The organism is Streptomyces sp. NPDC021100, assembly GCF_044333095.1.
Classification (GTDB): Bacteria; Actinomycetota; Actinomycetes; order Streptomycetales; family Streptomycetaceae; genus Streptomyces.
In genome coordinates, this window is record NZ_JBIRQH010000003.1 from 399,370 (window position 1) to 424,127 (window position 24,758).

Consider the following 24,758-nt stretch of genomic DNA (forward strand, 5'->3'; position numbering starts at 1 on the left):
GCTCCTCACGGGTGACAACGGGTCTCACCCACCCCCAACGTCTCAGATCTTCCGATCGCGCCCGGCTCCGAGACCCAGGAACACCAGAGCCAGGCAGGCGGCGAGCAGCACGCCGATCGGCAAGTCCCAGCCACCCGTGGCCTGATGGACCGCGCCGACGGCGAACGGGCCGACGGACGCGAGCAGATAGCCCCACGTCTGGGCCATGCCGGAGAGCCGGGCCGCGGTGTGCGCGTCACGGCTGCGCAGCACCATCAGCGTCAGCGCCAGGCCCAGCGTGCCGCCCTGGGCGACGCCCATCATGGTCGCCCACAGCCAGGCGCCCGCGACGGGCGCGAGCAGCAGGCCGGTCGTGCCGCCGGCCATCAGCAGGACGACGCCGACGGCCAGCAGGCGCTGGTCGCGCAGCCGCCCGGCGAGGACGGGCACGACGAACGAACCGGCCATCTGCACCAGGGTGTAGAAGGCGTAGACGAGGCCCGCCTCGCCCTTGTCCATGCCGTGGTCGGTGAAGACGGTCGGCATCCAGGCGATGCACACGTACGCGACCAGCGACTGGGTGCCCATGAGCAGGGTGACCTGCCAGGCCAGCCCCGAGCGCAGCAGGTTCGGGCCCTCGGCGGCGGTCCCGCCGGGCGCGGGGGCGGTGACGTGGTGGCCGCCGCGCCGGGCGATCAGCGCCTGCGGGATCCACACCACGACGGCGACGGCGGCGAGCAGCGCCCAGGAGGCGAGCGAGCCGCGCCAGCCGCCGAGGGCGTTCTCCAGCGGGACCGCGCAGGCGGCCGAGACGGTGGCGCCGAGGATCATCGCCGTCGAGTAGAGGGCGGTCATGCTCGCGGCCCGGTCCGGGAAGTCCCGCTTGATCAGGCCGGGCATCAGGACGTTGAGGAAGGCGATCGCCGTGCCGACCAGCGCGCCGCCCACGAACAGCGCCACCACCGGCGGCGCGACGCGCACCAGGATGCCGCCGCAGAGCAGGACGAGCGCGGCGCACAGCACCGGCTCGGTGCCGAAGCGCCGGGCCAGCCGCGGGGCGGCGATCGAACCGAGCCCCATGAAGACCAGCGGAATGGTCGTGACCAGGCTGCTCGCGGTCGCGTTCAGACCGAAGTGGTCGTTGATCTCGCCGACGAGCGGGGAGACGCCGGCGAGGGCGGCCCGCATGTTCAGCGACGCCAGGACGATGCCCGCGAGGACCAGCGCGGGGTGCGCCCGCAGGGTGCGGACGGCGGCGGGGGCGGGGGCCGCCGAGGAGGGTTCCTCGGCGGCTATGAGGGGTGTCTGGGGCCTCGATTCGGACATGTGCGTGCCTTTCGGTGGAGCTCGGGGGTGGCTGGTGTGGCGGGTGTGACGGGAGCCGTCACGGCCGCCGGTCGGCCAGCAGTGCCTCGACCGCCTGCTTGGGGCGTTCGAGCAGGGCCCGCGCGGCACGGTCGGCCGCGTCCGGGTCACCGGAGGCGATGGCCTCCATGAGGGCGCGGTGGTCGCCGTGGAGGACGCGCGGCATGTCCCGGTCGCCGAGCGCCGTGAGCAGCGCCTCGCGCACGGAACTGCTGAACCAGGTGTACGTCGCGGTCAGCGCGGTGTTGTGCGCCGCCTCCACGACGGCCTTGTGGAACTCGATGTCGTGGTGCGCGTACAGCTCCACGTTGTCGGCGTCCGGCTGCCCGTGGGCGTCCTCCAGCTCCGTCTGGGCGTCCAGGGCGGCGCGCATCCGCTCCAGATCGGCGGGCTCGTGCCGGGTGGCGGCCAGCCGGGCGGCCTCCGCCTCCAGCGCGATCCGCAGCTCCAGGACGTCGCGTACGCCGGCGCGCTGCACGCCCCGCATGATCTCCGCCGGGTCGGCGGTGGACACGACGAACGTCCCCTCGCCCTGCCGGGAGCGCAGCATCCCCGCGTGCACCAGGACGCGGACGGCCTCGCGGACGGTGTTCCGTCCGACCTGGAGCTGCTCGGCGAGGGCGTGCTCGGTGGGGATGCGCTCGCCCACCGTCCACTCGCCGGCTGCCACCTGGGTGCGGAGCTGCTCCACGACGGTGTCGACGAGGGACTGGCGTCCTGCTGCTTGTAGTGCCACGGCCGCCTCCGGCTGGGGTTCGTCTACGGTTTACCGGTATCCCGGTTGCCCAGTCATCCTACAACCTGAGGATCCCCCGGCCCCAAGCCGCGCTCCGCGCGGTTGTCCCAAGCGCCGGAGGGGCGGGAATCAGCCCGTCCGGCGCTTGAGGACGAGCGGCGAAGCCGCGAAAAGGGGGTCTGGGGCGCAGCCCCATGAATCGGCGAAGGGGAGGGACCGGGGCAACCTCACAACCCCAGCCGCGCCAGCTCCCTCCGCGAGCTGATCCCGAGCTTCGGGTAGACGTTCGACAAGTGATACCCGGCCGTCCGCGGACTGATGAACAGCCGCGCCCCGATGTCGCGATTGCTCAGACCCTCCGCCGCCAGCCGCGCCACCTGCGCCTCCTGCGGTGTGAGCCGGTCGAGCAGACCGGGCGCGGCGGCCGGTGCGCCCAGGCTCTCCCCGGTGGCGCGCAACTCCGCCCGGGCCCGCCCCGCCCAGGGAACGGCGCCCAGCCGGTCGAAGACGTCGAGCGCGGACCGCAGCAGGGGGCGGGCCTCGGACGTCTGCCGCCGCCGGCGCAGGTGCTCGCCGTAGAGCAGCTCGGTACGGGCCCGCTCGAAGCCGGAACCCCCCTCGCGGTGCAGCCGCACGGCATGGGCGAAGTGCTCTCCCGCCACGGCCGGCTCGGGGGAGAGCAGCGCCCGGCAGCGTTCGGCGACCGCCTCCGTCCACGGCCGCGGGTAGGCCGCCGCGTGCCGTTCGTACCAGGTCAGGGCCGACCGCCCGCCGTCCGGGCGGTCCAGGCGGGCCGCGGCCTCGACGAGGTCGGGCAGGCTGCCGATGACGCCCTGCCGGTCGGGTCCGGAGGCGACGGCGGAGAGCCGGTCGAAGGCCGCCTCGGTGCGGCCGAGGCCCAGGTCGAGCAGGGCGAGGGCGCAGGCGGCGTGCACCGTGCCGGGGGCCACGCCCCGCGCCAGGGCCTCGGCGGTCAGCTCGCGGCAGCCCTCCTCGTCGCCCCGGACGGCGGCGAGCTGGGCGAGGACGGTCGCCAGGTGGACGCGGACGCGGGCGTGCCCGGTGTCCTCGGCGACGCGCATCCCCTCGGTGGCCGTGGCCAGCGCCTCCCGGTGCAGGCCGAGGAGCAGCTGGATCCGGGCGAGGAGCATCTGCACCAGGGCCAGGGTGCCGATCGCGCCGCTCTCCCGGCACCGCCGCTCCAGCGCGACGGCCAGGTCCCGCGCGGCCGGCAGGTCGCCCGCGAACAGGTGCCACCAGCCGAGGCGCACCGCCTCCCGCAGGTCCGCCGCCGACTCCCCGTCGGCGCCGATGAGCTGCCGGACGGCGTCGGCGGCGGCGCCCGGGTCGCCGGGACCGCAGCGGTGCTGTCCGGCGGCGAGCCGGGCGAGCGCGGCGATCCGCCCGGCCTCGGACAGACCCAGCTCGGCCGCCTGCGCGGCGGTGCGGTCGAGGGCGTCCTGGTCACCGGCGTGCCAGGCGGCCTGCGCGGCCTGGAAGAGCAGCGGCCCGACGAGCTCGGCGGCGGGGCCGGCGAGTTGGGTGGCAGGGGCGGCGAGTTGGGCGGCGGATCCGACGGGTGCAGGGACGGTCCTGGCGGGATCCGAGGCGCGCCCGTCGGGGCCCGGGACTCCCCCGGCGGGGTCCGAGGCGCGCCCGTCGAGGTCCGAGGCGACCCCGGCGAGGTCCGAGGCGACCCCGGCGAGTTCAGGGGCGCATCCGTCGGGGTCCGAGGCGACCCGGTCGGGGCCCGGGGCAACCCCGTCAGGGTCCGAGGCGCGCCCGTCGAGGCCCGGAACGCCCCCGGTGGAGCCCGAGGCGCCCCCGGCGGAGCCAGGAACGCCCCCGACGAGGCCAGGAACGCCCCCGACGAGACCCGGGACGACCCCGACCAGGCCCGGGACGACCCCGGCGAGCAGGGCGTACGCGTCCCGGGAGCGGCCCTGTTCGTCGAGTGCCTCGGCCTTGATCCGTACGGCGTCGGCCAGCGCGCCGGGACCGTCCGCCAGTGCCATGGCCCGGCCCGCGAGCTCCTCCGCGTGGGCCGGCCGCCCGGCGTCCGCGGCGGCCCGTGCGGCGGCCGTGAGCCGGCGGCTTCGCGCGGCGGCGTCCGGGGTGAGCTCGGCCGCCCGCTCGTACGCCGCCGCGACGGCGCGCGAACTGCCGCGCGCGCGGGCGCGTTCGGCGCTCTCCTCCAGCAGCCGGGCGGTCTCCGGATCCGGTCCGGTGCCCGCGGCGGCGAGGTGCCAGGCCCGCTGGTCCGCCTGGTCCGGGCGGCCGGCGAGCGCGTCGGCCAGCGCGCGGTGCGCGGCGAGCCGGCGGCTCGCGGGCGCGTCCTGGTAGACGGCGGTCCGCACGAGGGGGTGCCGGAAGGCGAGCCGGCCGTCCGCGAGGCCCAGCAGCCGGGCGCGTTCGGCCGGTTCGAGGTCGTCCAGGGAGGCGTCGAAACGTTCCGCCGCGCCGAGGACCGTCGCGAGGTCGGCGCCGCCGGCCGCGGCGGCGACGAGGAGCAGGGCCCGGGTGGGTTCCGGCAGCGCCGTGACGGCCGTGGTGAACGCGCGCAGCAGCCTGCTGTGCGGGGGCAGCGCGGCCATGCCGTACGGCGAGGTGTACCGTTCCGCCTCGCCCTGGACGGTGGGGAGTTCGCGCAGGGCGAGGGGGTTGCCCGCGGCCTCCTTGAGGACGAGTTCGCGCGCGTGCCGGGGCAGCCCGGCGGCCGACTCGTCCAGCAGTGCCCCGGCGGACTCCGCGTCCAGCCCGCCCAGCCGCAGCTCCGGGACGCCGGGGGCGGGGAAGGCGGGCGCGTCGTCCTCACGGACGGCCAGCAGGACGGCGATGGGCTCGGCGCCGAGCCGCCGGACGGCGAACAGCAGGGCGTCCGCCGACTCCCGGTCCACCCAGTGCGCGTCGTCGACGACGCACAGCAACGGCCGTTCCTCCGCGAGGCCGTCGAGGAGGGTGAGCACCGCGAGGCCGACGAGGAAACGGTCGCCCCCCGTGCCGTCGGAGGCCATGCCGAAGGCGGAACGCAGCGCCTCCGCCTGGGCCGCGGGCAGCCCGGCGACGCGGTCGAGCACTCCGGACAGCATCAAGTGCAGCCCGGCGTACGGAAGTTCGCCCTCCGCCTCGACGCCGGTGCCGCTCAGCACCCGCATCCCGGCCTCCCGCGCGGCGCGGGCGGCGTGGTCGAGGAGCACGGACTTGCCGATGCCGGCCTCGCCGCGGAGCAGCAGGGCGCCGCTGCGCCCCTGGCGGGCGTCGGCGAGGAGCCGGTCGAGCGCGTGGAGTTCACCGGAGCGTCCATGAAGCATGACGGTCACAGTAACCGCTGGTCAGAGCCGTGCGAAGGGGAAGCGACGGGGGAGTGTCAGGCCGCGTAGGGCACCTCGTCGCGGGCCTGCCGCAGGGCGCGGCCCCACCAGACGAGCTGGTCGAGCATCCGCTTGGCCGCGCCGTTGACCACGGCCGCGTCCAGCGGCTCGCCCTCCTGGTCGAAGCGCTCCCAGGCCATGTGGAAGCTGACCGTGTCCCGGACGGTGACGGCGTGCAGCTCGGCGAAGACCTGCCGCAGGTGCTCCACGGCGCGCAGGCCGCCGCTCACCCCGCCGTAGGAGACGAAGGCGACGGGCTTGGCCTGCCACTGCGGGAAGTGCCAGTCGATGGCGGCCTTGAGGGAGGCGGGGTACGAGTGGTTGTACTCGGGCGTGATCACCACGAAGGCGTCGGCGGCGGCGAGCCGCGGGGTGACCGCGGCGACCTCGGGGGTGGGCTCGCCGGACAGGGTGTTCGGAATGCCGGCGTCCGCCAGGTCGATCACGTCCACGTCGAACCCGGCGTGAGCGCCGGCCTCACGGACGAACCAGTCGGCCACGGTCGGGCCGAACCGGCCCTCGCGGGTGGAACCGACGATGACGGCGAGGCGGAGGGGAGCGGTGTTCATGGCGGTACTTCCTTGTGGAGGCGAAGGACGGGAACGCACGGGCCGGCGGCCCCCGTCGAGGGACGGCGGGGGACCGCCCCCCGGACGGGAGCGGCCGGCCCGTCCGGCTGACGTCGAGAACGCTACGAGCCCGGCCCCTGCCCCCACATCTGTCGGATGACCAGGTCTCGATGACCGGGTGACCGGGTCGCCGAACCCGGTCGCCCGGCAGATGTGGCGGCCGGGCCCGTGGACCTAGCGTCACCGCCATGAAAGCCGCCGTCATGAAAGCCGCCACCGCGAACACCACCGCCCCGACCACCCCCACCCCGGTCACCCCCGCCCCGACCCCCACCCCCGAGGGCCCCCGCCGCCCGGCCGTGACCCTGGCGCTGGTCCTGCTCGGGATGCTGACCCTGGCCATGTCGATGTCCGGCACCACCGTGGCGCTCCCGGACATCGGCGCGGACCTCGGGGCGTCCGGCGCGAGCCTGCAGTGGGCGGTCACCGGCTACTTCCTGACGGCGTCCAGCTTCATGCTGGTCACCGGCGCGCTCTCCGACCTCCTCGGCCGCCGCCGCGTCTACCGCGCCGGAGCCGCCCTGTTCACCGCCGGCCTGCTGCTGAGCGCCACCGCCACCGACGTCCTGGTGCTGGACGCGGCCCGCGCGGTCGCCGGCCTCGGCGCCGCCGGGGTGATGGCGAGCGGCGGCGCGCTGCTGGCCACCACCTTCTCCGGAACCGCCCGCACCAAGGCGTACGCCGCCCTCGGCACCACCGGCGGCATCGGCCTGGCCGCCGGCCCGACGATCTCCGGGGCCCTGGTCGGCGGCCTCGGCTGGCGCGCCGGCTTCCTGGTCTTCGCCGCGGTGGGCGCGGTGCTGCTGGCCGGCACCTTCCTCGTCGTCGAGTCACGGGCGGCCGTCCGGCCGCGCCTGGACGTGCCCGGTGCCGTGACCTTCATCGCCGCGCTCGCCCTGGTGATGACCGGCGTCACCCAGGGCCCGCAGAACGGTTGGACGCACCCGCTGGTGCTGGCCGCCTTCGGCGCCGGCGCGCTCCTGCTCGTCCTCTTCGCGGTCCTCCAGCGCCGCTCGGCCCACCCCGTCCTCGACCTGACCCTGGTCCGCGACCGCCGCTACCTCGCCTGGACGCTCGCCGGACTGACCGGAGCCGTCGGCTTCGCCGGCTCGCTGACCTACCTGCCCACCTACTTCCAGGGCGTGAACGGCGTCCCGGCGGGCGAGGCCGGTACGACGATGCTGCTGCTGACCGCCCCCGTCCTCGTCGCGCCGCTGGTCAGCGGGCAGTTGGTGAACCGGGGCGTGCCCGCCCGTCTGGTGATCACCGTCGCCATCGCGCTGGTCGCCGCCGGCAACGCCTGGCTGACCGTCCTCGCCCCGGGCGGCGGCATCGCCCCGCTGGCCGGTCCGCTGCTGACGATCGGCACCGGCACCGGACTGGCCAACGGCATCATCGACGGCCAGGCCATGAGCCTCGTCGACCCGGAGCGCTCCGGCACGGCGGCGGGCTTCCTCAACACCGTCCGCGGCGGCGGCCAGGCCATGATGATCGCCGCGCTGGGCGCGGTGATGCTCAGCCTCCTCCAGAGCCGCCTCGGCTCCGCCGGCCTCGCCGCCCGCGTCGCCTCCGGCCACCTCACCGGCCCGGACCACGCCCATCTCGCCCAGCAGTTCACCGGTGTCTGGCACACGGTCCTCTGGGGCATCGCCGGCCTCACCGCCCTCCTCTGCGTCACGGTGACCACCCTGCTCCGCGCCCCGCGGCCGGCCACCACGCGGTGAGCCCCTCCCCCCACCCGGACCCGGCACCGCGAACGGGCCCGGAAGGCACACGCCTCCCGGGCCCGCGATCCTGTGCGGCGGAAGGGGTACGGCTCTCGCCGAGCGCCCCGCTACAGCGCGTCGAACGGGGGTACGACGCGCACGATGAAGATCGGCGGATCACGTGGTGCCACCAGAAAGTAAAAACCAGCCACCAGCGGCGTCCATGCGGCGGAGGCCACCGGGACGGGCCCGTCGCCGAGATCGCTGACGTCGATACCCGTACAGGCGAGGTCGACGAGCCGGCCGGCCAGTCGCTCCACCTCCGCCACCACGCGCGCGGGGATTCCACTCGCGACACGGCCGTGGCCGGGGTCGTACTCCCAGCGCCAGTCCCCGCTCACCGGGGCGGCAGACCGATGGCCGCGTGGGCTCCGTCCAGAATCCGCCCGATCGCGGAGGCAGCCGCCCGTGCCTGGGCGGCATCGCCCGACTGCGCGGCGTCTTCCCGGCGGCGGAGGTCTGCGGCGAGGTCGGGCCGGCGCTGGATGTGAACATAAACCGCCCACTGGGCGATGAAGCGCTGGAGCGGCGCCGGGTCGGAGCCTTGCCGGGACTGGTCCGCGGCTTGGCCGAGTTCCCTGGTGAAAGCCGGCAGTGCGGCAGGCGCGATCTGGCTGACGGCCTGCCGCAGCGCGGTGACTGTGGCAGGGGGTTGTGGGATGAGCGGTTGCCCGGCGGCGGCGGAGGTGGTCACGGTCATGGGCGCGAGTCTGATCCCGGCCTCAGCGTATCGGGCACGAGGGTGTTTCCCGCCGCTCGAAGGAGTGAGGAAGAAGCGGTTCGGCGTCCCCGGTCACCCGGCTCGGCCCCGCGGTGCCCGAGGCCGTCCGCTGTCCGGGCCGCGGCCCCTCGACTACCGTCGAATGATGGAACAGGAGGAACCCGAGGCACCCGGGGGAGGCCGTCCGTCGGTTGCGGCCCGGGCGCGCCGGTACGGGCGGGAGACCGTCCGGGCCCGGGACGCCGTCCTCGCCGCCGTCCGCTCCTGGGTCCGCGGCTCTCCCGGCACCCACATCTGGCTGCTCGTCATCGGCGTCACCAGCCTCGTCATCGCGGCGGCCAGCGAGGGACTGGAGACCTTCCTCCTCCACCGCACCAGCAGCAACATCCACGAGCTGAACAAGCACCCGCTCCAGTCCCTGCTCATCAGCGGCTTCTGGATCGAGACGCCCTCGTCGTTCCTGCTCTACGCCGTCCTCTTCGAGCTGGTCCACGCCAACGTGGAGCGCTGGGCCGGGACCTGGCGGTGGCTGTTCACCGTCGGTGTCGCACACATCGCGGCCACCCTGATCAGCCAGGAGGTGCTGCTCGTCGCCATCGAGCACCATGCGGCGCCGCGTGCGATGCGGCACGTGGTGGACATCGGGGTGTCGTACGGGCTGGCCGCGGCGGCCGGGCTGCTCACGTACCGGTTTCCGCGGCCCTGGCGGTGGGGGTGGCTGGTGGCGCTGGTTCTGTTCTTCGCGACGCCGCTGGTCGCCGGTGGCACCTTCACCGATGTCGGGCACGCCATCGCGGTGGCCGTCGGCCTCGCATGCGGGCTGCTTGTACGCGGCCGGCCGACGTGGGACGGTACGGCGCCGGCTCGCGCCGTCCGGGCCCTGCGTGGCAGCGGGGGGTGAGCGGGGCTCCGCGCGGTTCCAGCCCGTCCGGCGTTTGAGGACCTCGCGGCGGAGCCGCGATGCGGGGGGGCTGGGGGCTCGCCCCCAGGAATCGGCGAAGGGGTGGGACCGGGGCACCACCCGCCGCAGGCGTACCCCCGCCTCACCCGAAGAGCCGCTCCACAACGACGGCAATACCGTCCGCGTCATTCCCCGCCGTCACCTCATCGGCGACAGCCTTGAGCTCCGCATGCGCGCCCGCCATGGCCACGCCGTACCCCGCCCAGGAGAACATCGGCACATCGTTCGGCATGTCGCCGAAGGCGATCGTCTCCGCGGCCTTCACCCCGAGCCGCCGCGCGGCCAGCGACAGCCCGGTCGCCTTGCTCAGCCCGAGCGGGAGCAGCTCGACGATGCCCTCACCGGCCATCGTGACGTCCACGAGCCCGCCCGCGGCGGCCCGGGCGGCCTCCGCGAGGGCGTCGTCGTCGAGCCGCGGGTGCTGGAGGTAGAGCTTGTTGAGCGGCTCGGCCCACAGTTCCGCCTGGTCGGTGACCGGGACGGGCGGGCGCGGCCCTTCCTGGAGCCGGTAGCCGGCGGTGACCAGCAGGTCGCCGTCGAGGCCGTCCCGGGAGGCGGCGAGGTGCAGCGGGCCGGTCTCCGCCTCGATCTTCTCCACGGCGAGGGCGGCCACCTGCCGGTCCAGGGTCACCGACGTGAGCAGCCGGTGCTCGCCCGCGTGGTAGACCTGCGCGCCCTGTCCGCACACCGCGAGGCCCCGGTAGTCCAGCGCGTCGAGTATGTGCTTCGTCCACGCGACCGGGCGGCCGGTGACGACGATGTGCGCGGCCCCGGCCGCCGCCGCGCGGGCGAGGGCGGCGCGGGTGCGCTCGGAGACGGTCTCGTCGGACCGCAGCAGCGTGCCGTCGAGGTCGGTGGCGACGAGACGGTACGGGGGCGGGGGCGGGGACGTCACTTGGCGACCGGCTCCAGGACCTCGCGTCCGCCCAGGTACGGCCGGAGCACCTCGGGCACCCGGACCGTGCCGTCGGCCTGCTGGTGGTTCTCCAGCAGCGCGACGATCGTGCGCGGCACCGCGCACAGCGTGCCGTTCAGCGTGGCGAGCGGGCGGACGTTCTTGCCGTCGCGCATCCGCACGGACAGCCGGCGGGCCTGGAACTCGTCGCAGTTGGACGTCGAGGTCAGCTCGCGGTACTTGCCCTGGGTGGGGATCCACGCCTCGCAGTCGAACTTGCGGGAGGCCGAGGCGCCGAGGTCACCGGTGGCCGTGTCGATCACCTGGAACGGCAGCTCCAGGCTGGTCAGCCACTGCTTCTCCCACTCCAGCAGCCGGGCGTGCTCGGCCTCGGCCTCCTCCGGGGCGATGTACGAGAACATCTCCACCTTGTCGAACTGGTGGACGCGGAAGATGCCCCGGGTGTCCTTGCCGTACGTACCGGCCTCGCGGCGGAAGCAGGGCGAGAAGCCGGCGTACCGCAGCGGGAGCTGCGAAGCGTCGATGATCTCGTCCATGTGGTAGGCGGCGAGCGGCACCTCGGACGTACCGACGAGGTAGAGCTCGTCCTTGTCCAGGTGGTAGACGTCCTGCGCGGCCTGGCCCAGGAAGCCGGTGCCCTCCATGGCGCGCGGCTTGACCAGCGCGGGGGTGAGCATCGGGGTGAAGCCGGCCGCGGTGGCCTGCGCGATGGCGGCGTTGACGAGGGCGAGCTCCAGGAGCGCGCCGACGCCGGTGAGGTAGTAGAAGCGCGAGCCGGACACCTTGGCGCCGCGCTCGACGTCGATCGCACCGAGCGTCTGGCCGAGCTCCAGGTGGTCCTTGGGCTCGAAGCCCTCGGCGGCGAAGTCGCGGGGGGTGCCGACGGTCTCCAGGACGACGAAGTCGTCCTCGCCGCCGCGCGGTACGTCGGGGTGGACGAGGTTGCCGATGCCCAGCAGGAGGCGCTGGGCCTCCGCCGCGGCCTCGTCCTGCTCGGCGTCGGCGGCCTTGACGGCCGCGGACAGCTCGCCGGCCTTCTTCAGCAGCCCGGCCTTCTCGTCGCCGGTGGCCTTGGGGATCAGCTTGCCGAGCGCCTTCTGCTCGGCGCGGAGTTCGTCGAAGCGGACGCCGGACGACCTGCGCCGCTCGTCGGCGGAGAGCAGCGCGTCGACGATGTCGACGTCCTCTCCACGGGCGCGCTGGGAGGCGCGCACACGGTCGGGGTCCTCACGAAGCAGGCGAAGGTCAATCACCCCCCCAGGCTACCGTTGACCGTCACGATCACTCGACGCGATATTCCTCTTCGGGAGGTTTTGCCCCATTCCGGGTGGTTTTCCCGGCTTTCCGAGGCCGGGTGCGGGCCGGAGGAGAAAGGGTGGAAAACCCTGGGGGCACACGGGGTGAATTCGGTGATCCGCCGCGAAATGGCGAGAGGTCGACGAATCGTCCCATGGTGGCGGGAAGGCGTCCGCGGGCCTTTGGTTGTCCACAGGAGTGGGTGATTCCGGTTTGTTGTCCACAGGGTGTGCGCGAAATCTGTGGACGCCGGAAGCGGATCTTCCGGCTGTTTTCGTTATCGGCCACGGTTTGGCGGCTTTCTGGCGGATAAACCTTGGCCCAACACTCTTTCGAGTGGAGATTTCCCGCTCTTAAGGGTTGTTCGAGGCTTTTCGGCTGACCCCGCGATGGTGGACGATCCCACCAGTCGACGGCCGGTCCTGTGGACGATCCGGTGGATTGCTAGAGAGATTTGTCGACGTTGACCGATTCGTACCGCCCGGTCGGGCCTCGCTCTGTCGACTTATCCCCAGGAGTGGACCGCCCTGTGGATAACTCTGTGGACGATCCGACGGCGTACCTCGGGGCAGGGCTCGGGCGGGCTCAGGCCCGCCCGTCCTGGCAGCGCGCCAGCCACTCCGCCGCCGCCACGAAATCGGCGTCCGACGTCCCCGGCCGCGGCGCACCCCCGGCCGGCGCCCCCGGCTCGCCGCCGTCCGCGCTCGCGCGCGGATACGACCCGAGGAACCGGACGTTCGGGCAGATCCGCTTCAGTCCCATCAGCGTCTCGGCCACCCGCCGGTCGGTGATGTGCCCCTCGCAGTCGATGGAGAAGCAGTACCGCCCCATGCCCTCGCCCGTCGGCCGCGACTCGATCCACGTCAGGTTGACGCCCCGCGCCGAGAACTCCTGCAGCAGTTCCATCAGCGCACCCGGGTGGTCGTCCCGCAGCCATACGACCATGGACGTCCGGTCGGCGCCCGTCCGGGCCGCCGGCCGCGCCGGCCGTCCCGCCAGCACGAACCGCGTCTCCGCGTTCCGCGCGTCGTGGATGTCGGTGACCAGCGGCTCCAGGCCGTACGTCGCGGCGGCGAACTCCCCGGCGAACGCCGCGTCGTAGCGGCCCTCCCGCACCAGCCGTGCCCCGTCAGCGTTGGACGCCGCCGACTCCCAGCGCGCGTCCGGCAGTTGCGCCGCGAGCCACTTGCGCACCTGCGGCTGGGCGACCGGGTGCCCGGTCACCGTCTTGATGTCGGAGAGCTTCGTCCCCGGGCGGACGAGCAGGGCGAACGCGATCCGCAGCAGCACCTCGCGGTAAATCATCAGCGGGGCGCCGGTGGCCAGTTCGTCCAGGGTCGCGGTGACGCCGCCCTCCACCGAGTTCTCGATGGGCACCAGCGCCGCCGCCGCCTCGCCGCCGCGCACGGCGTCCAGCGCGGCCGGGACGGAGACCTTGGGCACGAGCTCACGCGTCGCCGCCTCCGGGAGGGTGCGCAGCGCGGCCTCGGTGAAGGTGCCTTCGGGACCGAGGTAGGTGTAGCGGCTGGCCGACATCACGCGGTACTCCTCCGAACGGTCCGCTGCGGAGAGCGGGCTGCCGCCACGATACCGAGCGGGGCGGGAGCGGTCCCCTGCCCACCAGGGGACCCCTCATCCACCAGGGGACCCCTCATCCACCAGGGGTTCCCTGCCCATCAAGAGACCCCCGCCCATCAGGAGATCCCCATCCACCAGGAGATCCCCGCTCATCAGGAGCCTCCTGCCAACCAGGAGACCCCCGCCCTTCCGCGGCCCCCGCTCACTACCAGCCCCGGCTACCCCTCCAGCAGCCGCTGCCCCACGTACTCGCCCTCGGCGCAGCCGCCCGGCACCGCGAACAGCCCGCTCGCCTCGTGCCGCAGGAAGCGTGACAGCCCGTCCCCCCGGTCCAGCTTCCGCTGCACCGGCACGAACCCCTTCATCGGGTCCGCCTGCCAGGCGACGAACAGCAGCCCGGCGTCCGGGGCGCCGTCGTCGCGGAAGCCGTCGTGGTACGAGAAGGCGCGGCGCAGCATCGTCGCGCCGCGGTTGGCGGAGGGCGCGGCGACGCGGACGTGGGCGTCGCCGGCGATGGCCAGCGCGCCGTCCGGCCCGATCTTCTCCAGGTCGACGGGGGTCGTCTCACTGCCGCCGGACAGCGGGGCGCCGTCCGACTTGCGGCGGCCTATCACCCGCTCCTGCCGCTCCAGCGGCAGGTTGTCCCAGGTGTCCAGCAGCATCCGGATGCGCCGCACGACCGCGTACGACCCGCCCGCCATCCAGGCGTCGGGGCCCTTGCGGTCGCGCGGGACGAAGATCTTCTCCTCGAAGCCGGCGTCCGTGGGCTTGGGGTTGTTGGTGCCGTCGACCTGGCCCATCAGGTTGCGCTGGGTCATCGGGCGCGGGGTGGCACCGGGGGTGCGGTTGAAGCCGCTCATCTCCCAGCGCGGCCGGACGGCGTCGCCGGCCTGCTTGCGGAGCAGCCGCAGCGCGTGGAACGCCACGAGCGCGTCGTCGGCGCCGATCTGCACCCAGAGGTCGCCGTCGCCGCGCTTGGGGTCGAGGGCGTCCTGGGTGAAGGCGGGCAGCGGTTCGAGGGCGGCGGGCCGCCGGTCGGCCAGGCCCGTGCGGTCGAAGAAGGTGCGGCCGAAGCCGAAGGTGACGGTCAGCGAGGACGGTCCGGCGTCCAGCGCGATGCCGGTGTCGTCGCCCTTCGGCGCCCGCCCCTCCGCCAGTTCGGCCGCCGTCGCCGACCAGCGTCTGAGCAGGGCGGCGGCGGCCTTGCGGTCCGCGCCCGGCGCGAGGTCGAAGGCCAGCAGGTGGCCGTGGGCCTGCGCGGGGTCGGCGATGCCCGCCTGGTGGTCGCCGTGGAAGGGGACGGACGCGGAGCCGACGCCGGACAGCGGGTCCGGGTCCTTGCGGACCGCCTCCGCGACCGAGGCGCCGCCCAGCCCGCCGACGACGAGCCCGCCGGCCCCCACCGCGCCGGCGGTGCCGAGCAGCCGCCGCCGGGACAGCCCGTCCGGCTTGCCCTGGGGATCCGCCTTCTCGCCGGCCTTGCCGGCTCTGGCGGCCTTGGCGGTCTTGCCGGTCCGCTGCGTCTTGGTCTTGCCGGAAGTCTCAGCCATCAGCCTCAGCCATCTCAGCCATCACAGTCTCAGCCATCAGTCGATCTTCACGTCGTGGATCTCGGTGACCTGGTCGATCTCGGAGGTCCGTACGGTCAGGGTGAGCTGCCACCGACCCGCCATGGGCAGCTGGAATCCGGAGGCACGCGACCGGCCGGCCGACAGGCGCTTCAGCGGCGCCCGCAGCGGGCCGATGCCCTTCTCCTTTTCGGTGAACGAAACCGCCACCTCGGGGACGTCCGCCGGCCGCCCGGCGGGGTCCGTGAGCGTGACGTCGACGGTGTTGGCGCCGGAGCGCCCCGGGGCGACGGTGATACGGGCCGTGCCGCGCCCGTCCTTCCCCCCGGTGTCGTACGTGATCTTCGCCTCGACCGGCCCGGCGGCGGACGCCGACGGCCCGCCGGCCGCGCGGCCGGCCCTCTCCTGCTCGGTCTCGGCCCGGCCGGGCTGGGTGGTGGTGAGGACGGTGGTGACGGCGAGCACCACCACGGCCACCGCCGCCTCGGCGAGCACGGTACGGCGCAGGCCGGACCGGCCCTCGTCCGCGGCGCGCTCCCGGCGCCCGGCGGCCTTGGCCATCGCGGCCCGCTGCCGGGCGAGTTGGGCCGCCCGCTCGGGCGACGCGCCGGCGGCCCCTTTCCCACCGGACTTCTCGCCGGACTTCTCGCCGAACTTCTCGCCGGGCTTCCCGGCTACGGCCTTGGGCCGCGGCCCGCGGCCCGGCGCCCGGTCGGTGAGCCGCGCCGTCCAGCGCCGCGAGAACGCCGCCAGGACGACCAGCACCCCCACCAGCCCCACCTTGACCAGCAGCCACCGCCCGTACTCCGTACCGGTCAGCGCGGCCCAGCCGCCGACCTGCCGCCACGCCTGGTAGATCCCGGTGGCGACCAGGACGCAGACGGCGGTGAAGGCCAGCCGGGAGAACCGGCGGGCCGCGCCGCCGGGCAGCGGCTCCTCCGCCCCCAGCGCGGCGAGCAGCGCGGCCAGTCCGCCGAGCCACACACCGACGCCGAGCAGGTGGAGGACGTCGACGGGCATGGCCACCCAGGGCTGGAGGCCGGCCGAGGCGTGCTCGGCCGCCGCCCAGGTCGCCGCGAGCCCCGCGGCCACCAGCCCGCCGCCGGCGCCCAGCCCCCAGGCGTACGCCCGGCGCCCGCCGCCCGGCCGGGCGCGTTCACCGGAAGCCCCCGGCCCGGCGTACTCGCCGAAGACCACGGCCAGCACCACCGCCGCCGCGCTGAGCAGCAGCAGCCGGGTCAGCAGGGCCGCGCCCGGCCGGCTCGACAGCGCGTCCCCGAGCAGCGACAGGTCGAGGACGGCACCGGGCCCCCGGCCGCTCGTGTACGCGCCGCGCAGCACCAGCAGCGCCGCCGTCGCCAGGAACAGCGCCACCCAGCCGCCGACCGCGACCCGCCGCACCCCGCGCCCGGTGTGGCACACGGCGGCGAACACACAGCCGCCGACGAGCAGCGCGAAGCCCGCGTACGCGGCGTACCGGGCGGTGTCGTAGAGCGTCCCGACCACCGGGTCCGTCCCCTTGACCGCCGCCTTCACCGTGGTCGCCGAGGGTGCGCCGACGGAGAAGGTGAAGGCCCCGGCCACCGGGTGACTGTCGGCGGAGACCGCCTGCCAGGCCACGGTGTACGTCCCGTTCGCGATCCCGGCCCGCAGGGTGACGGCCGCTGTCTCCGACCGGCCGTCGACGTGCGCGGGCCGCCCGTCGTCGACGCGTGCGCCCTTGGGGTCGAGGACCCGCACCGAGTCGGCGCCGAGCAGCACTCCCTCGGAGAAGGTCAGCCGGACCTGGCGCGGCGCCTCCGGCACCACCGAGCCCTGGCGGGGGTCGGTGGCGGTGAGCGCGGCGTGCGCCGACGCGGTGCCGGCGGCTGTCAGGACGCAGAGCAGGGCTGCGGCGAGCGCGCCCAGCAGGCCGCCGAACCGGCGAACGGTGGTGCTCATGCCGCGTCAGTCCTCGGGCCGGTACGACGCGTCCTCGACCGGCACCTGGATCTTCACCGGCGCGGACGTGGCGAAGTGCAGCGTGAACTCGATCTTCTCGCCCACCTTGGGCCGGTGGTCGAGCTTGCCCAGCATCAGGTGGCTGCCGCCGTGCGCGAGGGACAGGCTGCCCTTCGCCGGGACGTCCAGCTTCTCGGCGTGCTTCATCCGCGAGCCGTCGGTGGTGTGCAGGGTGACGTCGCGGGAGAGCGGGGTGGTGACCTCGGTGAGCTGGTCGGTCGAGTCGCCGTCGTTCTTGACGGTGAAGTACGCCGCGGCCATGTCGTCCATGGCCGGCCGGGGCATGTAGGCGCCGCTGACGGACAGTTCGGGGCGGTCGGAGGAACCGGTTCCGGTGCTGGCGATGGCCACCAGCGCGCCGGCCAGCAGCAGCGGGACGGCCGCCACCGCGGCGAGGGCGGACTTGCGCATCAGGGGTTCTCCCCCTTGACGATCTTCGGGAGCCCCTTGGCGTACTGGTCCGCGGTGGTCTCGGCCGTGTAGAGCCAGTGGCCCTTGTCGTCCTTGGGCGAGAAGCCGACGACCTGGGCGCCGTGGCTGACGGTGACCGAGCCGTCCTTCTCCTTCTTCGGCTTGTCGACCAGGATGCCCAGCGGCTTGGCCGCCGCCTGGATGGTGTCGAACGAGCCGGTCAGGCCGACGATGTCCTGCCCGCCCTGGGCGTCCAGCCACTTCCGCATCCGGGCCGGGGTGTCCCGCTCGGGGTCGGTGGTGACGAAGACGATCCGCAGCTTCTCGCGGTCGGCCTGCGGCAGCTTCTTGGCGGCGGCGGCCATGTCGGAGACCACGGTCGAGCAGACGTCGGGGCAGTAGGTGTAGCCGAAGTAGAGCAGCACGGGCCGGCCCGCGGTCTCCTTGACGAGCTGGTACTGCTTCTCGGAGGTGTCCTTCAGGACCAGGTCCGGCTTGGCCTTGGCGTCGTCCAGCGTGATCGGGGACTTCTTCGGCTCGACGCCGGACACGTCGGCGATCGGCTTGTCCTCCGCCTTGTCGTCGGAACCGCCGCAGGCCGACAGGGTGAGCGCGGCGGCGAGGGCCAGCACCGTGCTCGCGGTCTTGGTACGCATGCGCATGGAGTGCTTCTCCAGGTGTGGGTTCGGGGATGGGGGCCGGCGGCCGCCCGGTGCGGCGCCGGCCCTGGCCGTTCCGTGCGTCAGGCCGCCGGGCGGCGGCGTCCGGCGAGCACGCCGAAGGCGGCGCCCGCCACACCGACGACGATGCCGACGACGCCGAGGACGCGGGCGGTCGTGTCGGTGGAGTCGCCGTCACCGTCGCCGGAGTCGACGGCCGCGGTCGCGGTGCCCTGGTTGTTCTTGCCGTCGTCCGCGGGCTTCCCGGCGGCCGGCTTGTCGACGAGCTTCAGGACGGGGGCGGGGTGCTCGGGCTCCTCGCCGCCCGGCTTCGACGGGTCGATCCAGCGCACCACGTCGTCGTCGGAGTACGTCTGGAGCGCCTTGAAGACCAGCTGGTCGGCGTCGGTGGGCAACTGCCCGACCGACAGCGGGAACTGCTGGAAGTTCCCGGGCTCGATCTTGCCGCCGGTCCACACGACCTTGCTGACGGCCTCGTCGATGGACTTGCCGTGCATCCGCACCGGCTTGTCCAGCTTGGTCTTCTCGACCTTCACGTCCCAGCCCGGCACCGCCTGTGGCATCACGGAGACGAGTGGGTGCTGGGGATCGAGGGCCAGCTCGACCTTGACCGTCGAGGCGTTGTCCTTCTCGTTCGGCACCTTGATCGAGATCGTGCTGTAGCCGCCCTTCTCGGCGGTCCCGGGCTGGACGCTGACGTGCGCCGAGGCGGGCCCGGCGAGGAACAGCACCCCGGCCGCGGCGGCGGTGCCGACGGCGGCGAGACGGCCGATGCGGGTGCCGATCCGGGTGCGGGCAGCGGTCATCGTGGTCTTGGTGTTCATGCGGAAACACTCCCTGTGCAGGAGGGGGCGGATGAGGTGGCACGCGTACGGCCGCCACGCTTCCGCCCTCCCGCCGTACGGCGGAGTGCGACGCGTGCTCAGGCCGCGAGGGCGTACCGCGGCGGGCCCCGCCTGACCACGACGTGCTGGAGCTCCGGCTCGCGCGCCGGACGCTCGTCGTCCCCGCCCGTCCGCCGCGCGCGGACCACCGGCTGCCGGAGGACACCGGCCAGGTAGGCGCGGACGAGCCCCGCCGCCGCGCGCAGCGCGCGGACCAGCGCGGCCTCCACGACGACGCGCGCGGGCCGCTCCGAGAGCCGCACCAGGCGCCACAGCGCCGCCTCGCCGCGCCACAGCAGCCAGCCGACGGCCAAAGCCGCGAGCAGATGGCCGAGCAGCATCGTCGGCGAGGGCATCAGGACGTGCGCGACGGCGTCCCACGGGCCGTCGCCGCCGTGGACGTTTTCCGTGACCGGGGCCGGGGCGCCGAGCCCGGCGTCGGTGAGGATCCGGCGCGCCTCGGCCGCGGAGGCCGGGGGCCGCTGGTTGCACAGCAGCCGGCCGGCGAAGGAGACCAGGGGCCCGTCGTGACCGGTGCGCGGGGACGCCTCGGGGCCGCGCTGGCCCACGGCGAACAGCGCATGCAGCGCCACCTGGCCCACCGCCAGGCAGGCCGCGATCCCCGGCAGCGAGCGCTCCCGCCCGGCCAGCGGCGCGACGAGCCCGAACACCACCGCGAAGCCCGCCGCCAGCGTCCACACCGGGACGGGCGCGCAGGACGCCAGCGCGTGCCCGGCCGCGGACAGCAGAACGCAGACCGCGGTGAACACCGCGGCCCGGAGCAGTCGCAGATCGGCGCCGGCGCGCGCGACGGGGTGAGGCATGGCCGCGCCATCATCCCACCGGACGCACGCCCTCCCCACGGCAGGGTCCACCGCATACCCCAATGCGCCGTCCCGTCGCATCCGCCGAATGAGCGGACTCACACGCCCGGCAGGCTTACCACGTGTCGCGCACGGCTATAGGTATCGGTATGTCGAGCCGCGGCCAGGAGGCTGAGCATGAGCATCTGGTGGTCACTCCATTTGCGGCGCGAGGCTGCGAGCGTTCCGCTCGCCCGGCGGCTGCTGGTCGGTGCGATGGAGACGGCCGGGGTCGACCCCGAGACGGCCTACGACCTGGCGGTGGCCCTCAGCGAGGCGTGTGCCAACGCCGTCGAGCACGGCGGTGACGCGTCCACCGGCTACCGGGTGACGGCCCGCATCGACGGGGACACCTGCCGCATCGAGGTCACCGACTCGGGCCCGGGCTTCGCCCCCTCCGAGGGCTCCGCGAGTCCTACGAGCCCCACGGGCCTCAGGGCGCCCCGCCGCCTCCCGCACCGCGCCGAAGCGCGAACCCCTGCTCCCGCTCCCGCCCACGACGAGCACGGCCGGGGCCTGTTCCTCATCGAGTCCCTCACCGACCACGTCCACGTCCGCAACCGCCCGGGGCGGCAGGGGGCGGTCGTCACCTTCGACAAGATCCTCAAATGGCGCGAGGACGCGCTGCTGAAGGCGTCCTGACCGCTGTCCTGGCCGCTGCCTGGCTCGCTGGGAGCCGTACGGGCGGGGGCGCCGACCCCATCGAACCGGCGGGCGCGCGACGGTCGACGCAGGCCGCGCACCGCGGAGCGGAGACGGATCCGTACATCCGGGGCGCACGCCGGATGCGGGCGGCGCCGCGCCGCGTGCCCGGGGGAGAGGGGCCCGGGCGTCAGCGACCCCGGCGGCGGGCGTTGAGCCGGGCGGCCCGGCGCGTCAGGTGGTCGCGCTCGGCGAGGGTGGGCGCCTTGAGGGCCGCCTCGGCGTAGAGCCGGGCCGCCGTCGTCAGGTCGCCGTCGCGCTCGTGGAGGTACGCCGCCACCGCGGTGTACCGGGGGATGGGGTCTCCCCTGCTCGAGCGAAGCCGAGAGCTCGGGGAAGAGGCGTCCAGCGCCGCGAGCGCCGCCAGGCCGGCGCGCGGCCCGTCGGCCTCCCCGACGGCCACCGCGCGGTTGAGCCGGACGACCGGGCTGTCGGTCAGGCGCACGAGCTCGTCGTACCACTCGACGATCTGCGGCCAGTCGGTCTCCCCGGCGGTGGGCGCGTCCGCGTGCAGCGCGGCGATGGCGGCCTGGGCCTGGAACTCGCCCAGCCGGTCGCGGGCCAGGGCCGCCCGCAGGATCCCGACGCCCTCGGTGATCAGCGCGGTGTCCCACCGGCCGCGGTCCTGCTCGGCGAGCGGCACCAGACTCCCGTCGGGCGCGGTCCGGGCGGCGCGCCGGGCGTGGTGGAGCAGCATGAGGGCCAGCAGCCCGGCCACTTCCGGATGGTCGACGACGGCCGCGAGCTGCCGGGTGAGCCGGATCGCCTCGGCGGCGAGGTCGACGTCGCCGGAGTAGCCCTCGTTGAAGACCAGGTAGAGGACGCGCAGCACGGTGGCGACGTCACCGGGCCGGTCGAAGCGCACGCCGGAGACCGTGCGCTTGGCGCGGCTGATCCTCTGCGCCATCGTCGCCTCGGGCACCAGATAGGCGCGGGCGATCTGCCGCGTGGTCAGTCCGCCGACGGCGCGCAGCGTGAGCGCGACCGCGGACGACGGCGTCAGCGACGGGTGCGCGCACAGGAAGTAGAGCCGGAGCGTGTCGTCCACCGCGGGCGCGGGCCCGGGCGGCGGTTCCTCCTCGACGCGGTCCTCCCGCCGCCGCCGGGCGGCGTCCGCCCGGGTCGCGTCGAGGAACTTCCGCCACGCCACGGTGACCAGCCACCCCTGCGGATCCCGCGGAGGATCGTCCGGCCACACCCGGAGCGCCTCGACCAGCGCGTCCTGCACGGCGTCCTCGGCCGCCGCGAAGTCGGCTCCGCGGCGGACGAGGACGGCGAGGATGCGCGGGGTGAGGCTCCTGAGCAGGGCCTCGTCCATCAATGGCACTCGGTGATGGTGGGCTCCGCCGCCATAAACGGTCGCACCTCCAGCCACTCGTGAATCGGCTTCCCGCCGGCCCCCGGCGCGGCCGACAACTCCCCGGCCAGCTCGACGGCCCGCTCGTGGCTGTCGACGTCGATGATCATCCAGCCGGCGATCAGATCCTTGGTCTCGGCGAACGGCCCGTCGGTCACCGGCGGCCGCCCCTCCCCGTCGTAACGGACCCACTCCCCCTCGGGCGCGAGCGCGTTCCCGTCGACGAACTCCCCGGTCTCCTCCAGCCGAGCCGCGAAGTCGTGCATGAACCGCACGTGCGCCGAGATCTCCTCCGGCGTCCACTGATCCATGGGCACGTTGTTCACCGGAGCCGGGGCGCCGCGGTAGTGCTTCAGCAGCAGGTACTTGGCCATCGTGGGTTCTCCCTCGGTGCTGGTGCGGCCCATTGTGGCCGCGTTCATACCGGGGACGGAGCCGGACGCGGGATCTCGACATGGGCGGCCAGAGTTTTTTCGGGGGATCTGGCGGGCGGCTTCGGGCGGCCGCCCGGCCTGACCGGAAGCACTCCACGCAAGCCTGCTTGGTATCGGCGGTCCCTGGCGGACGACCGGTTCCCGTAACCCTCTCAACGCTTCGTTGATCTTCACATACAGTGCGTGATGTGGCCCTCAACGTCTTCTGAGCAAGCTGAACGGCGGGGGTCCGCACCTCATGTCCCAAGACACACAGGGATCCGGGCTCACTCCTTCCGAGCCTGACCCTCGGGGGGAATCCGTGGATATAAGCATCGAGACGGGCTACGTGCGGCAAGGCGCGGGAGGAACCGGATCCGCCGCGCACTCGGCGCTGGAGAACCTCCGCCGGTCTCTCGACTCGAGTGGCACCGCTGCGGACGGGGGCCACGGTTGGGCGTCTGCAACGGCCTTGAGGCAATGCGCGGCCGCTTGGGAAAACCACATGGTCGACTTGGCCCGGCAGATGTACACCATGGCGGACCACCTTCACGGCTCGGCGAACGCCTACGACGCCACTGATGGACAGGCGACAGAGGCTCTGTCCAGGCTTCATCACGGGCTCTCGGAATTCGAGAGGAGATGAGGCATGGTCTCCTACCAAGACCTGCACGATTGCCGCGTCCACCAGTGGAAGAAGGCGGCTGACGACTGGGTCGCACTCTCCAGGCGTTCCGAAACCGCTGCCGAGGACATCCGCGCACAAGGCAAGAAGCCGCTCGACGAACATTGGGCCGACGCCACGGGCAAGAAGGCGGGGAAGCGTCTGGAGGACATCGCCAATCGCCTTGAGGCGGGCGGCGACATCACCAAGGGCGTGGCCATGGTGCTCGACGGTCTGACCCACTCGATGGAGTGGGCCCAGCGCACACTGCACCATGCGGTCGAGCTTGCGAATGAGTACGGGTTGCATATCCAGGACGGCCGTGCCGTCGGCCTCTTTACCGGTGTCGGAGCCCCTGCCGCGGGCCCCGATGTGCCCCAGGATGTGCGCGACGCCTGCACCAAGGAGTCGGCACACGTAGCCGAGGTCAACGGCCTCATCGAAGAAGCACTGCGCCAGGCCGCGCAGGCGGACGAGAAGGCGGCCGGGGAGCTGGTCAAGCTCGCGAAGGCGGTCGGTGTCAGCAATACCAGTGAGGCGCACAACGAGATAGAGGTCGAGACCTCCCACGTCGAACTCGACATGCTCAAGGGAGATATACCGGACGGCAAGAACCCCCAACTCGTCCGCGCCTGGTGGAGCGGGCTGACGTCAAAGCAACAGCAGGACCTGATGCGGGCGGTGCCCGTGACCCTCGCGGACCTCGGCGGTCTGCCAAAGGGCGTCTACGCGGAACTACAGGGACGCGATGGCAAGATCGACCGGGTAGAGATGGTGCGGTACGCCTTGGACCACTGGGACAAGAAAGACGACCTGGACTACGGAGACGCCCAGGGCAACTGCACCAACTTCGTTTCGTCGGCGCTGGAAGCCGGTGGCATGGAGGAAAAGGTCGACGACTGGTGGGGCCTGCAGGGCAGCAACACCTGGGGCCGACAAAAAGATGCCACTGGTTTCGACTGGGTGGACAAGAGGGTTTTCCACTCCGACTCATGGGCCCGGGCCGAAGCTCTGCAGAACTTCCTCCTGCGCAACGGGAGTGAGGAAGTCTCCAGGTCAGAGGCGCGTCCCGGCGACATCGTCTTCTACGAACAGGTGGCCCCTGGCACCAGCACCGACCAGGGAGAGACCCACCACGCCGCCGTAGTCACCGCGGTGACGCCTGACGGCGATATCAAACTCACCCAGCACACCAGCAACTTGCAGAACGTGAGCCTGGACAGCCGGCTGCATGTCGCCGACAGGAACGACGGGGAGCAGCGCATCCGCATCGTTCGGCCGAAACCGGATTGGTACTGATGACTAGTTCTTCCGCTCCCGGGACATCCGAGGCTCGGCCGCGCAAACGTCCGGTTGCTCCCGGCGCGGCGATCTCTGCGCTGTTGGTACCCGTCATGACCGTGGCGGGCGTCGTCAGCTGCCTGAAGGTGCAGGACATCCAGAACGACTGGTCCTGGCAGCAGCAGCGCTCGTGCCGGCACACACCCTTTCCCGTGGCGGAGTACGTCGCAGCATGGCTGGGGGTGGCTCTCGGAGTGGCAGCCGTGGTCGTCTGTGTGCTGGTAGCCAGGCGGATCCACCGTCGTGACGACGTTCCGTTCTGGCGAAGGTGGCATGGGCTGCTCGCCTTTGTGTGCGCCTGCCCCAACCTGGTGGCGATCCCGATGGAGCTGATCATGTTGTACGAGGCGTACACCACCGCCGGATCGGGCGTGTTCCTGGGAGACTGCGGGTAAGGGCCGCAGCTCCCGTCGTGATGGGAATGCTCACGCCAAGCCGTAGTCACGGCGGTGGGGGGGGGGGGGGGGGGGGCCCCCCCCCCCCCCCCCCCCCCCCCCCCCCCCCCCCCCCCCCCCCCCCCCCCCCCCCCCCCCCCCCCCCCCCCCGCGGCCGCCGG

The 24,758-nt window shown here is 73.6% G+C and carries 23 protein-coding genes; 6 read left to right on the forward strand and 17 right to left on the reverse strand.

Annotated features, from left to right (window positions below; genetic code table 11):
* Nucleotides 1–42: 42 nt before the first annotated feature.
* The 4 genes from ACH4PU_RS08465 to ACH4PU_RS08480 all read right to left on the reverse strand — a co-directional run bounded on the left by ACH4PU_RS08465 (nt 43) and on the right by ACH4PU_RS08480 (nt 6,020).
* A complete protein-coding gene (locus tag ACH4PU_RS08465) occupies nt 43–1,305 on the reverse strand; it encodes a CynX/NimT family MFS transporter (RefSeq protein ID WP_398267939.1) in 1,263 nt (420 codons plus the stop codon).
* Nucleotides 1,306–1,363: 58 nt separating this feature from the next.
* The gene (locus tag ACH4PU_RS08470) at nt 1,364–2,080 is read right to left on the reverse strand and encodes a FadR/GntR family transcriptional regulator (protein ID WP_398267942.1); all 717 of its coding nucleotides are present in this window, start codon (nt 2,078–2,080) and stop codon (nt 1,364–1,366) included.
* Nucleotides 2,081–2,307: 227 nt separating this feature from the next.
* A complete protein-coding gene (locus tag ACH4PU_RS08475) occupies nt 2,308–5,391 on the reverse strand; it encodes an AAA family ATPase (protein WP_398267945.1) in 3,084 nt (1,027 codons plus the stop codon).
* Between the two features lie 56 nt (nt 5,392–5,447).
* Nucleotides 5,448–6,020 (reverse strand): NADPH-dependent FMN reductase, encoded by a 573-nt coding sequence (locus tag ACH4PU_RS08480; protein WP_398267948.1) that lies wholly within the window; start codon nt 6,018–6,020, stop codon nt 5,448–5,450.
* Nucleotides 6,021–6,268: 248 nt separating this feature from the next.
* Between ACH4PU_RS08480 and ACH4PU_RS08485 the strand changes: the two genes are divergently transcribed.
* Nucleotides 6,269–7,804, forward strand: coding sequence for an MFS transporter (locus ACH4PU_RS08485; protein WP_398267951.1), 1,536 nt, complete (start codon nt 6,269–6,271; stop codon nt 7,802–7,804).
* Between the two features lie 110 nt (nt 7,805–7,914).
* Here ACH4PU_RS08485 and ACH4PU_RS08490 read toward each other — a convergent pair whose 3' ends face one another.
* Together ACH4PU_RS08490 and ACH4PU_RS08495 are read right to left on the reverse strand one after the other, a co-directional pair.
* Nucleotides 7,915–8,106 (reverse strand): hypothetical protein, encoded by a 192-nt coding sequence (locus tag ACH4PU_RS08490; RefSeq protein WP_398267954.1) that lies wholly within the window; start codon nt 8,104–8,106, stop codon nt 7,915–7,917.
* 77 nt (nt 8,107–8,183) lie between these two features.
* Complete coding sequence (locus ACH4PU_RS08495) at nt 8,184–8,546, reverse strand: hypothetical protein (RefSeq protein ID WP_398267957.1); 363 nt, start codon at nt 8,544–8,546, stop codon at nt 8,184–8,186.
* A gap of 166 nt (nt 8,547–8,712) precedes the next feature.
* Here ACH4PU_RS08495 and ACH4PU_RS08500 point away from each other — a divergent pair, with 166 nt between their 5' ends.
* Nucleotides 8,713–9,468 carry a rhomboid-like protein gene (locus tag ACH4PU_RS08500; protein WP_398267960.1) on the forward strand — a complete coding sequence of 252 codons (756 nt, stop codon included), beginning with the start codon at nt 8,713–8,715 and terminating at the stop codon, nt 9,466–9,468.
* Nucleotides 9,469–9,610: 142 nt separating this feature from the next.
* On the opposite strand, the gene ACH4PU_RS08505 is transcribed toward ACH4PU_RS08500, so the two are convergent.
* The 9 genes from ACH4PU_RS08505 to ACH4PU_RS08545 all read right to left on the reverse strand — a co-directional run bounded on the left by ACH4PU_RS08505 (nt 9,611) and on the right by ACH4PU_RS08545 (nt 19,686).
* Nucleotides 9,611–10,423, reverse strand: coding sequence for an HAD family hydrolase (locus tag ACH4PU_RS08505; protein ID WP_398267963.1), 813 nt, complete (start codon nt 10,421–10,423; stop codon nt 9,611–9,613).
* Complete coding sequence (serS, locus tag ACH4PU_RS08510) at nt 10,420–11,697, reverse strand: serine--tRNA ligase (protein WP_398267966.1); 1,278 nt, start codon at nt 11,695–11,697, stop codon at nt 10,420–10,422. The genes ACH4PU_RS08505 and serS overlap by 4 nt, the downstream gene beginning before the upstream one ends.
* A 628-nt stretch (nt 11,698–12,325) precedes the next feature.
* Nucleotides 12,326–13,276, reverse strand: a complete 951-nt coding sequence (gene pheA, locus ACH4PU_RS08515) for a prephenate dehydratase (RefSeq protein WP_185940731.1) — start codon at nt 13,274–13,276, stop codon at nt 12,326–12,328.
* A gap of 260 nt (nt 13,277–13,536) precedes the next feature.
* Complete coding sequence (efeB, locus tag ACH4PU_RS08520; protein ID WP_398267969.1) at nt 13,537–14,868, reverse strand: iron uptake transporter deferrochelatase/peroxidase subunit; 1,332 nt, start codon at nt 14,866–14,868, stop codon at nt 13,537–13,539.
* A gap of 36 nt (nt 14,869–14,904) precedes the next feature.
* Nucleotides 14,905–16,827 (reverse strand): copper resistance protein CopC, encoded by a 1,923-nt coding sequence (locus ACH4PU_RS08525; RefSeq protein WP_398267972.1) that lies wholly within the window; start codon nt 16,825–16,827, stop codon nt 14,905–14,907.
* Between the two features lie 6 nt (nt 16,828–16,833).
* A complete protein-coding gene (locus ACH4PU_RS08530) occupies nt 16,834–17,298 on the reverse strand; it encodes a copper chaperone PCu(A)C (protein ID WP_398267975.1) in 465 nt (154 codons plus the stop codon).
* Nucleotides 17,298–17,960, reverse strand: coding sequence for an SCO family protein (locus tag ACH4PU_RS08535; protein WP_398267978.1), 663 nt, complete (start codon nt 17,958–17,960; stop codon nt 17,298–17,300). Before ACH4PU_RS08535 ends, ACH4PU_RS08530 begins: the two co-directional genes overlap by 1 nt.
* 80 nt (nt 17,961–18,040) lie before the next feature.
* The gene (locus ACH4PU_RS08540; protein WP_398267981.1) at nt 18,041–18,802 is read right to left on the reverse strand and encodes a YcnI family protein; all 762 of its coding nucleotides are present in this window, start codon (nt 18,800–18,802) and stop codon (nt 18,041–18,043) included.
* Between the two features lie 98 nt (nt 18,803–18,900).
* Nucleotides 18,901–19,686, reverse strand: a complete 786-nt coding sequence (locus ACH4PU_RS08545; protein WP_398267984.1) for a hypothetical protein — start codon at nt 19,684–19,686, stop codon at nt 18,901–18,903.
* A 177-nt stretch (nt 19,687–19,863) separates the two neighbouring features.
* Between ACH4PU_RS08545 and ACH4PU_RS08550 the strand changes: the two genes are divergently transcribed.
* Nucleotides 19,864–20,367: an ATP-binding protein gene (locus ACH4PU_RS08550; RefSeq protein WP_398267987.1), complete on the forward strand. Its 504-nt coding sequence runs from the start codon at nt 19,864–19,866 to the stop codon at nt 20,365–20,367.
* A 190-nt stretch (nt 20,368–20,557) separates the two neighbouring features.
* On the opposite strand, the gene ACH4PU_RS08555 is transcribed toward ACH4PU_RS08550, so the two are convergent.
* Nucleotides 20,558–21,745, reverse strand: coding sequence for an RNA polymerase sigma factor (locus ACH4PU_RS08555; protein WP_398268497.1), 1,188 nt, complete (start codon nt 21,743–21,745; stop codon nt 20,558–20,560).
* The gene (locus tag ACH4PU_RS08560; RefSeq protein WP_398268500.1) at nt 21,745–22,158 is read right to left on the reverse strand and encodes a YciI family protein; all 414 of its coding nucleotides are present in this window, start codon (nt 22,156–22,158) and stop codon (nt 21,745–21,747) included. Before ACH4PU_RS08560 ends, ACH4PU_RS08555 begins: the two co-directional genes overlap by 1 nt.
* Nucleotides 22,159–22,456: 298 nt before the next feature.
* On the opposite strand from ACH4PU_RS08560, the gene ACH4PU_RS08565 reads away from it, so the two are divergent.
* From ACH4PU_RS08565 to ACH4PU_RS08575, 3 genes are all read left to right on the forward strand, one after another.
* Nucleotides 22,457–22,843 carry a type VII secretion target gene (locus tag ACH4PU_RS08565; protein ID WP_398267990.1) on the forward strand — a complete coding sequence of 129 codons (387 nt, stop codon included), beginning with the start codon at nt 22,457–22,459 and terminating at the stop codon, nt 22,841–22,843.
* A gap of 3 nt (nt 22,844–22,846) precedes the next feature.
* Nucleotides 22,847–24,160: an amidase domain-containing protein gene (locus ACH4PU_RS08570; RefSeq protein ID WP_398267993.1), complete on the forward strand. Its 1,314-nt coding sequence runs from the start codon at nt 22,847–22,849 to the stop codon at nt 24,158–24,160.
* 83 nt (nt 24,161–24,243) lie between these two features.
* Entirely contained in the window at nt 24,244–24,597 is a 354-nt protein-coding gene (locus ACH4PU_RS08575) for a hypothetical protein (RefSeq protein ID WP_398267996.1), read from the forward strand.
* The last annotated feature ends 161 nt before the right edge of the window (nt 24,598–24,758 follow it).

Excerpts from the sequence above, each read along its gene's own strand:
- ACH4PU_RS08465 (WP_398267939.1), bottom strand. The coding sequence starts at position 1,305 with ATGTCCGAATCGAGGCCCCAGACACCCCTCATAGCCGCCGAGGAACCC.
- ACH4PU_RS08475 (WP_398267945.1), bottom strand. The coding sequence starts at position 5,391 with ATGCTTCATGGACGCTCCGGTGAACTCCACGCGCTCGACCGGCTCCTC.
- ACH4PU_RS08480 (WP_398267948.1), bottom strand. The coding sequence starts at position 6,020 with ATGAACACCGCTCCCCTCCGCCTCGCCGTCATCGTCGGTTCCACCCGC.
- ACH4PU_RS08485 (WP_398267951.1), top strand. The coding sequence starts at position 6,269 with ATGAAAGCCGCCGTCATGAAAGCCGCCACCGCGAACACCACCGCCCCG.
- ACH4PU_RS08495 (WP_398267957.1), bottom strand. The coding sequence starts at position 8,546 with ATGACCGTGACCACCTCCGCCGCCGCCGGGCAACCGCTCATCCCACAA.
- ACH4PU_RS08500 (WP_398267960.1), top strand. The coding sequence starts at position 8,713 with ATGGAACAGGAGGAACCCGAGGCACCCGGGGGAGGCCGTCCGTCGGTT.
- pheA (WP_185940731.1), bottom strand. The coding sequence starts at position 13,276 with ATGTCGGCCAGCCGCTACACCTACCTCGGTCCCGAAGGCACCTTCACC.
- efeB (WP_398267969.1), bottom strand. The coding sequence starts at position 14,868 with ATGGCTGAGACTTCCGGCAAGACCAAGACGCAGCGGACCGGCAAGACC.
- ACH4PU_RS08525 (WP_398267972.1), bottom strand. The coding sequence starts at position 16,827 with ATGAGCACCACCGTTCGCCGGTTCGGCGGCCTGCTGGGCGCGCTCGCC.
- ACH4PU_RS08530 (WP_398267975.1), bottom strand. The coding sequence starts at position 17,298 with ATGCGCAAGTCCGCCCTCGCCGCGGTGGCGGCCGTCCCGCTGCTGCTG.
- ACH4PU_RS08535 (WP_398267978.1), bottom strand. The coding sequence starts at position 17,960 with ATGCGCATGCGTACCAAGACCGCGAGCACGGTGCTGGCCCTCGCCGCC.
- ACH4PU_RS08540 (WP_398267981.1), bottom strand. The coding sequence starts at position 18,802 with ATGAACACCAAGACCACGATGACCGCTGCCCGCACCCGGATCGGCACC.
- ACH4PU_RS08545 (WP_398267984.1), bottom strand. The coding sequence starts at position 19,686 with ATGCCTCACCCCGTCGCGCGCGCCGGCGCCGATCTGCGACTGCTCCGG.
- ACH4PU_RS08550 (WP_398267987.1), top strand. The coding sequence starts at position 19,864 with ATGAGCATCTGGTGGTCACTCCATTTGCGGCGCGAGGCTGCGAGCGTT.
- ACH4PU_RS08555 (WP_398268497.1), bottom strand. The coding sequence starts at position 21,745 with ATGGACGAGGCCCTGCTCAGGAGCCTCACCCCGCGCATCCTCGCCGTC.
- ACH4PU_RS08560 (WP_398268500.1), bottom strand. The coding sequence starts at position 22,158 with ATGGCCAAGTACCTGCTGCTGAAGCACTACCGCGGCGCCCCGGCTCCG.
- ACH4PU_RS08565 (WP_398267990.1), top strand. The coding sequence starts at position 22,457 with ATGTCCCAAGACACACAGGGATCCGGGCTCACTCCTTCCGAGCCTGAC.
- ACH4PU_RS08570 (WP_398267993.1), top strand. The coding sequence starts at position 22,847 with ATGGTCTCCTACCAAGACCTGCACGATTGCCGCGTCCACCAGTGGAAG.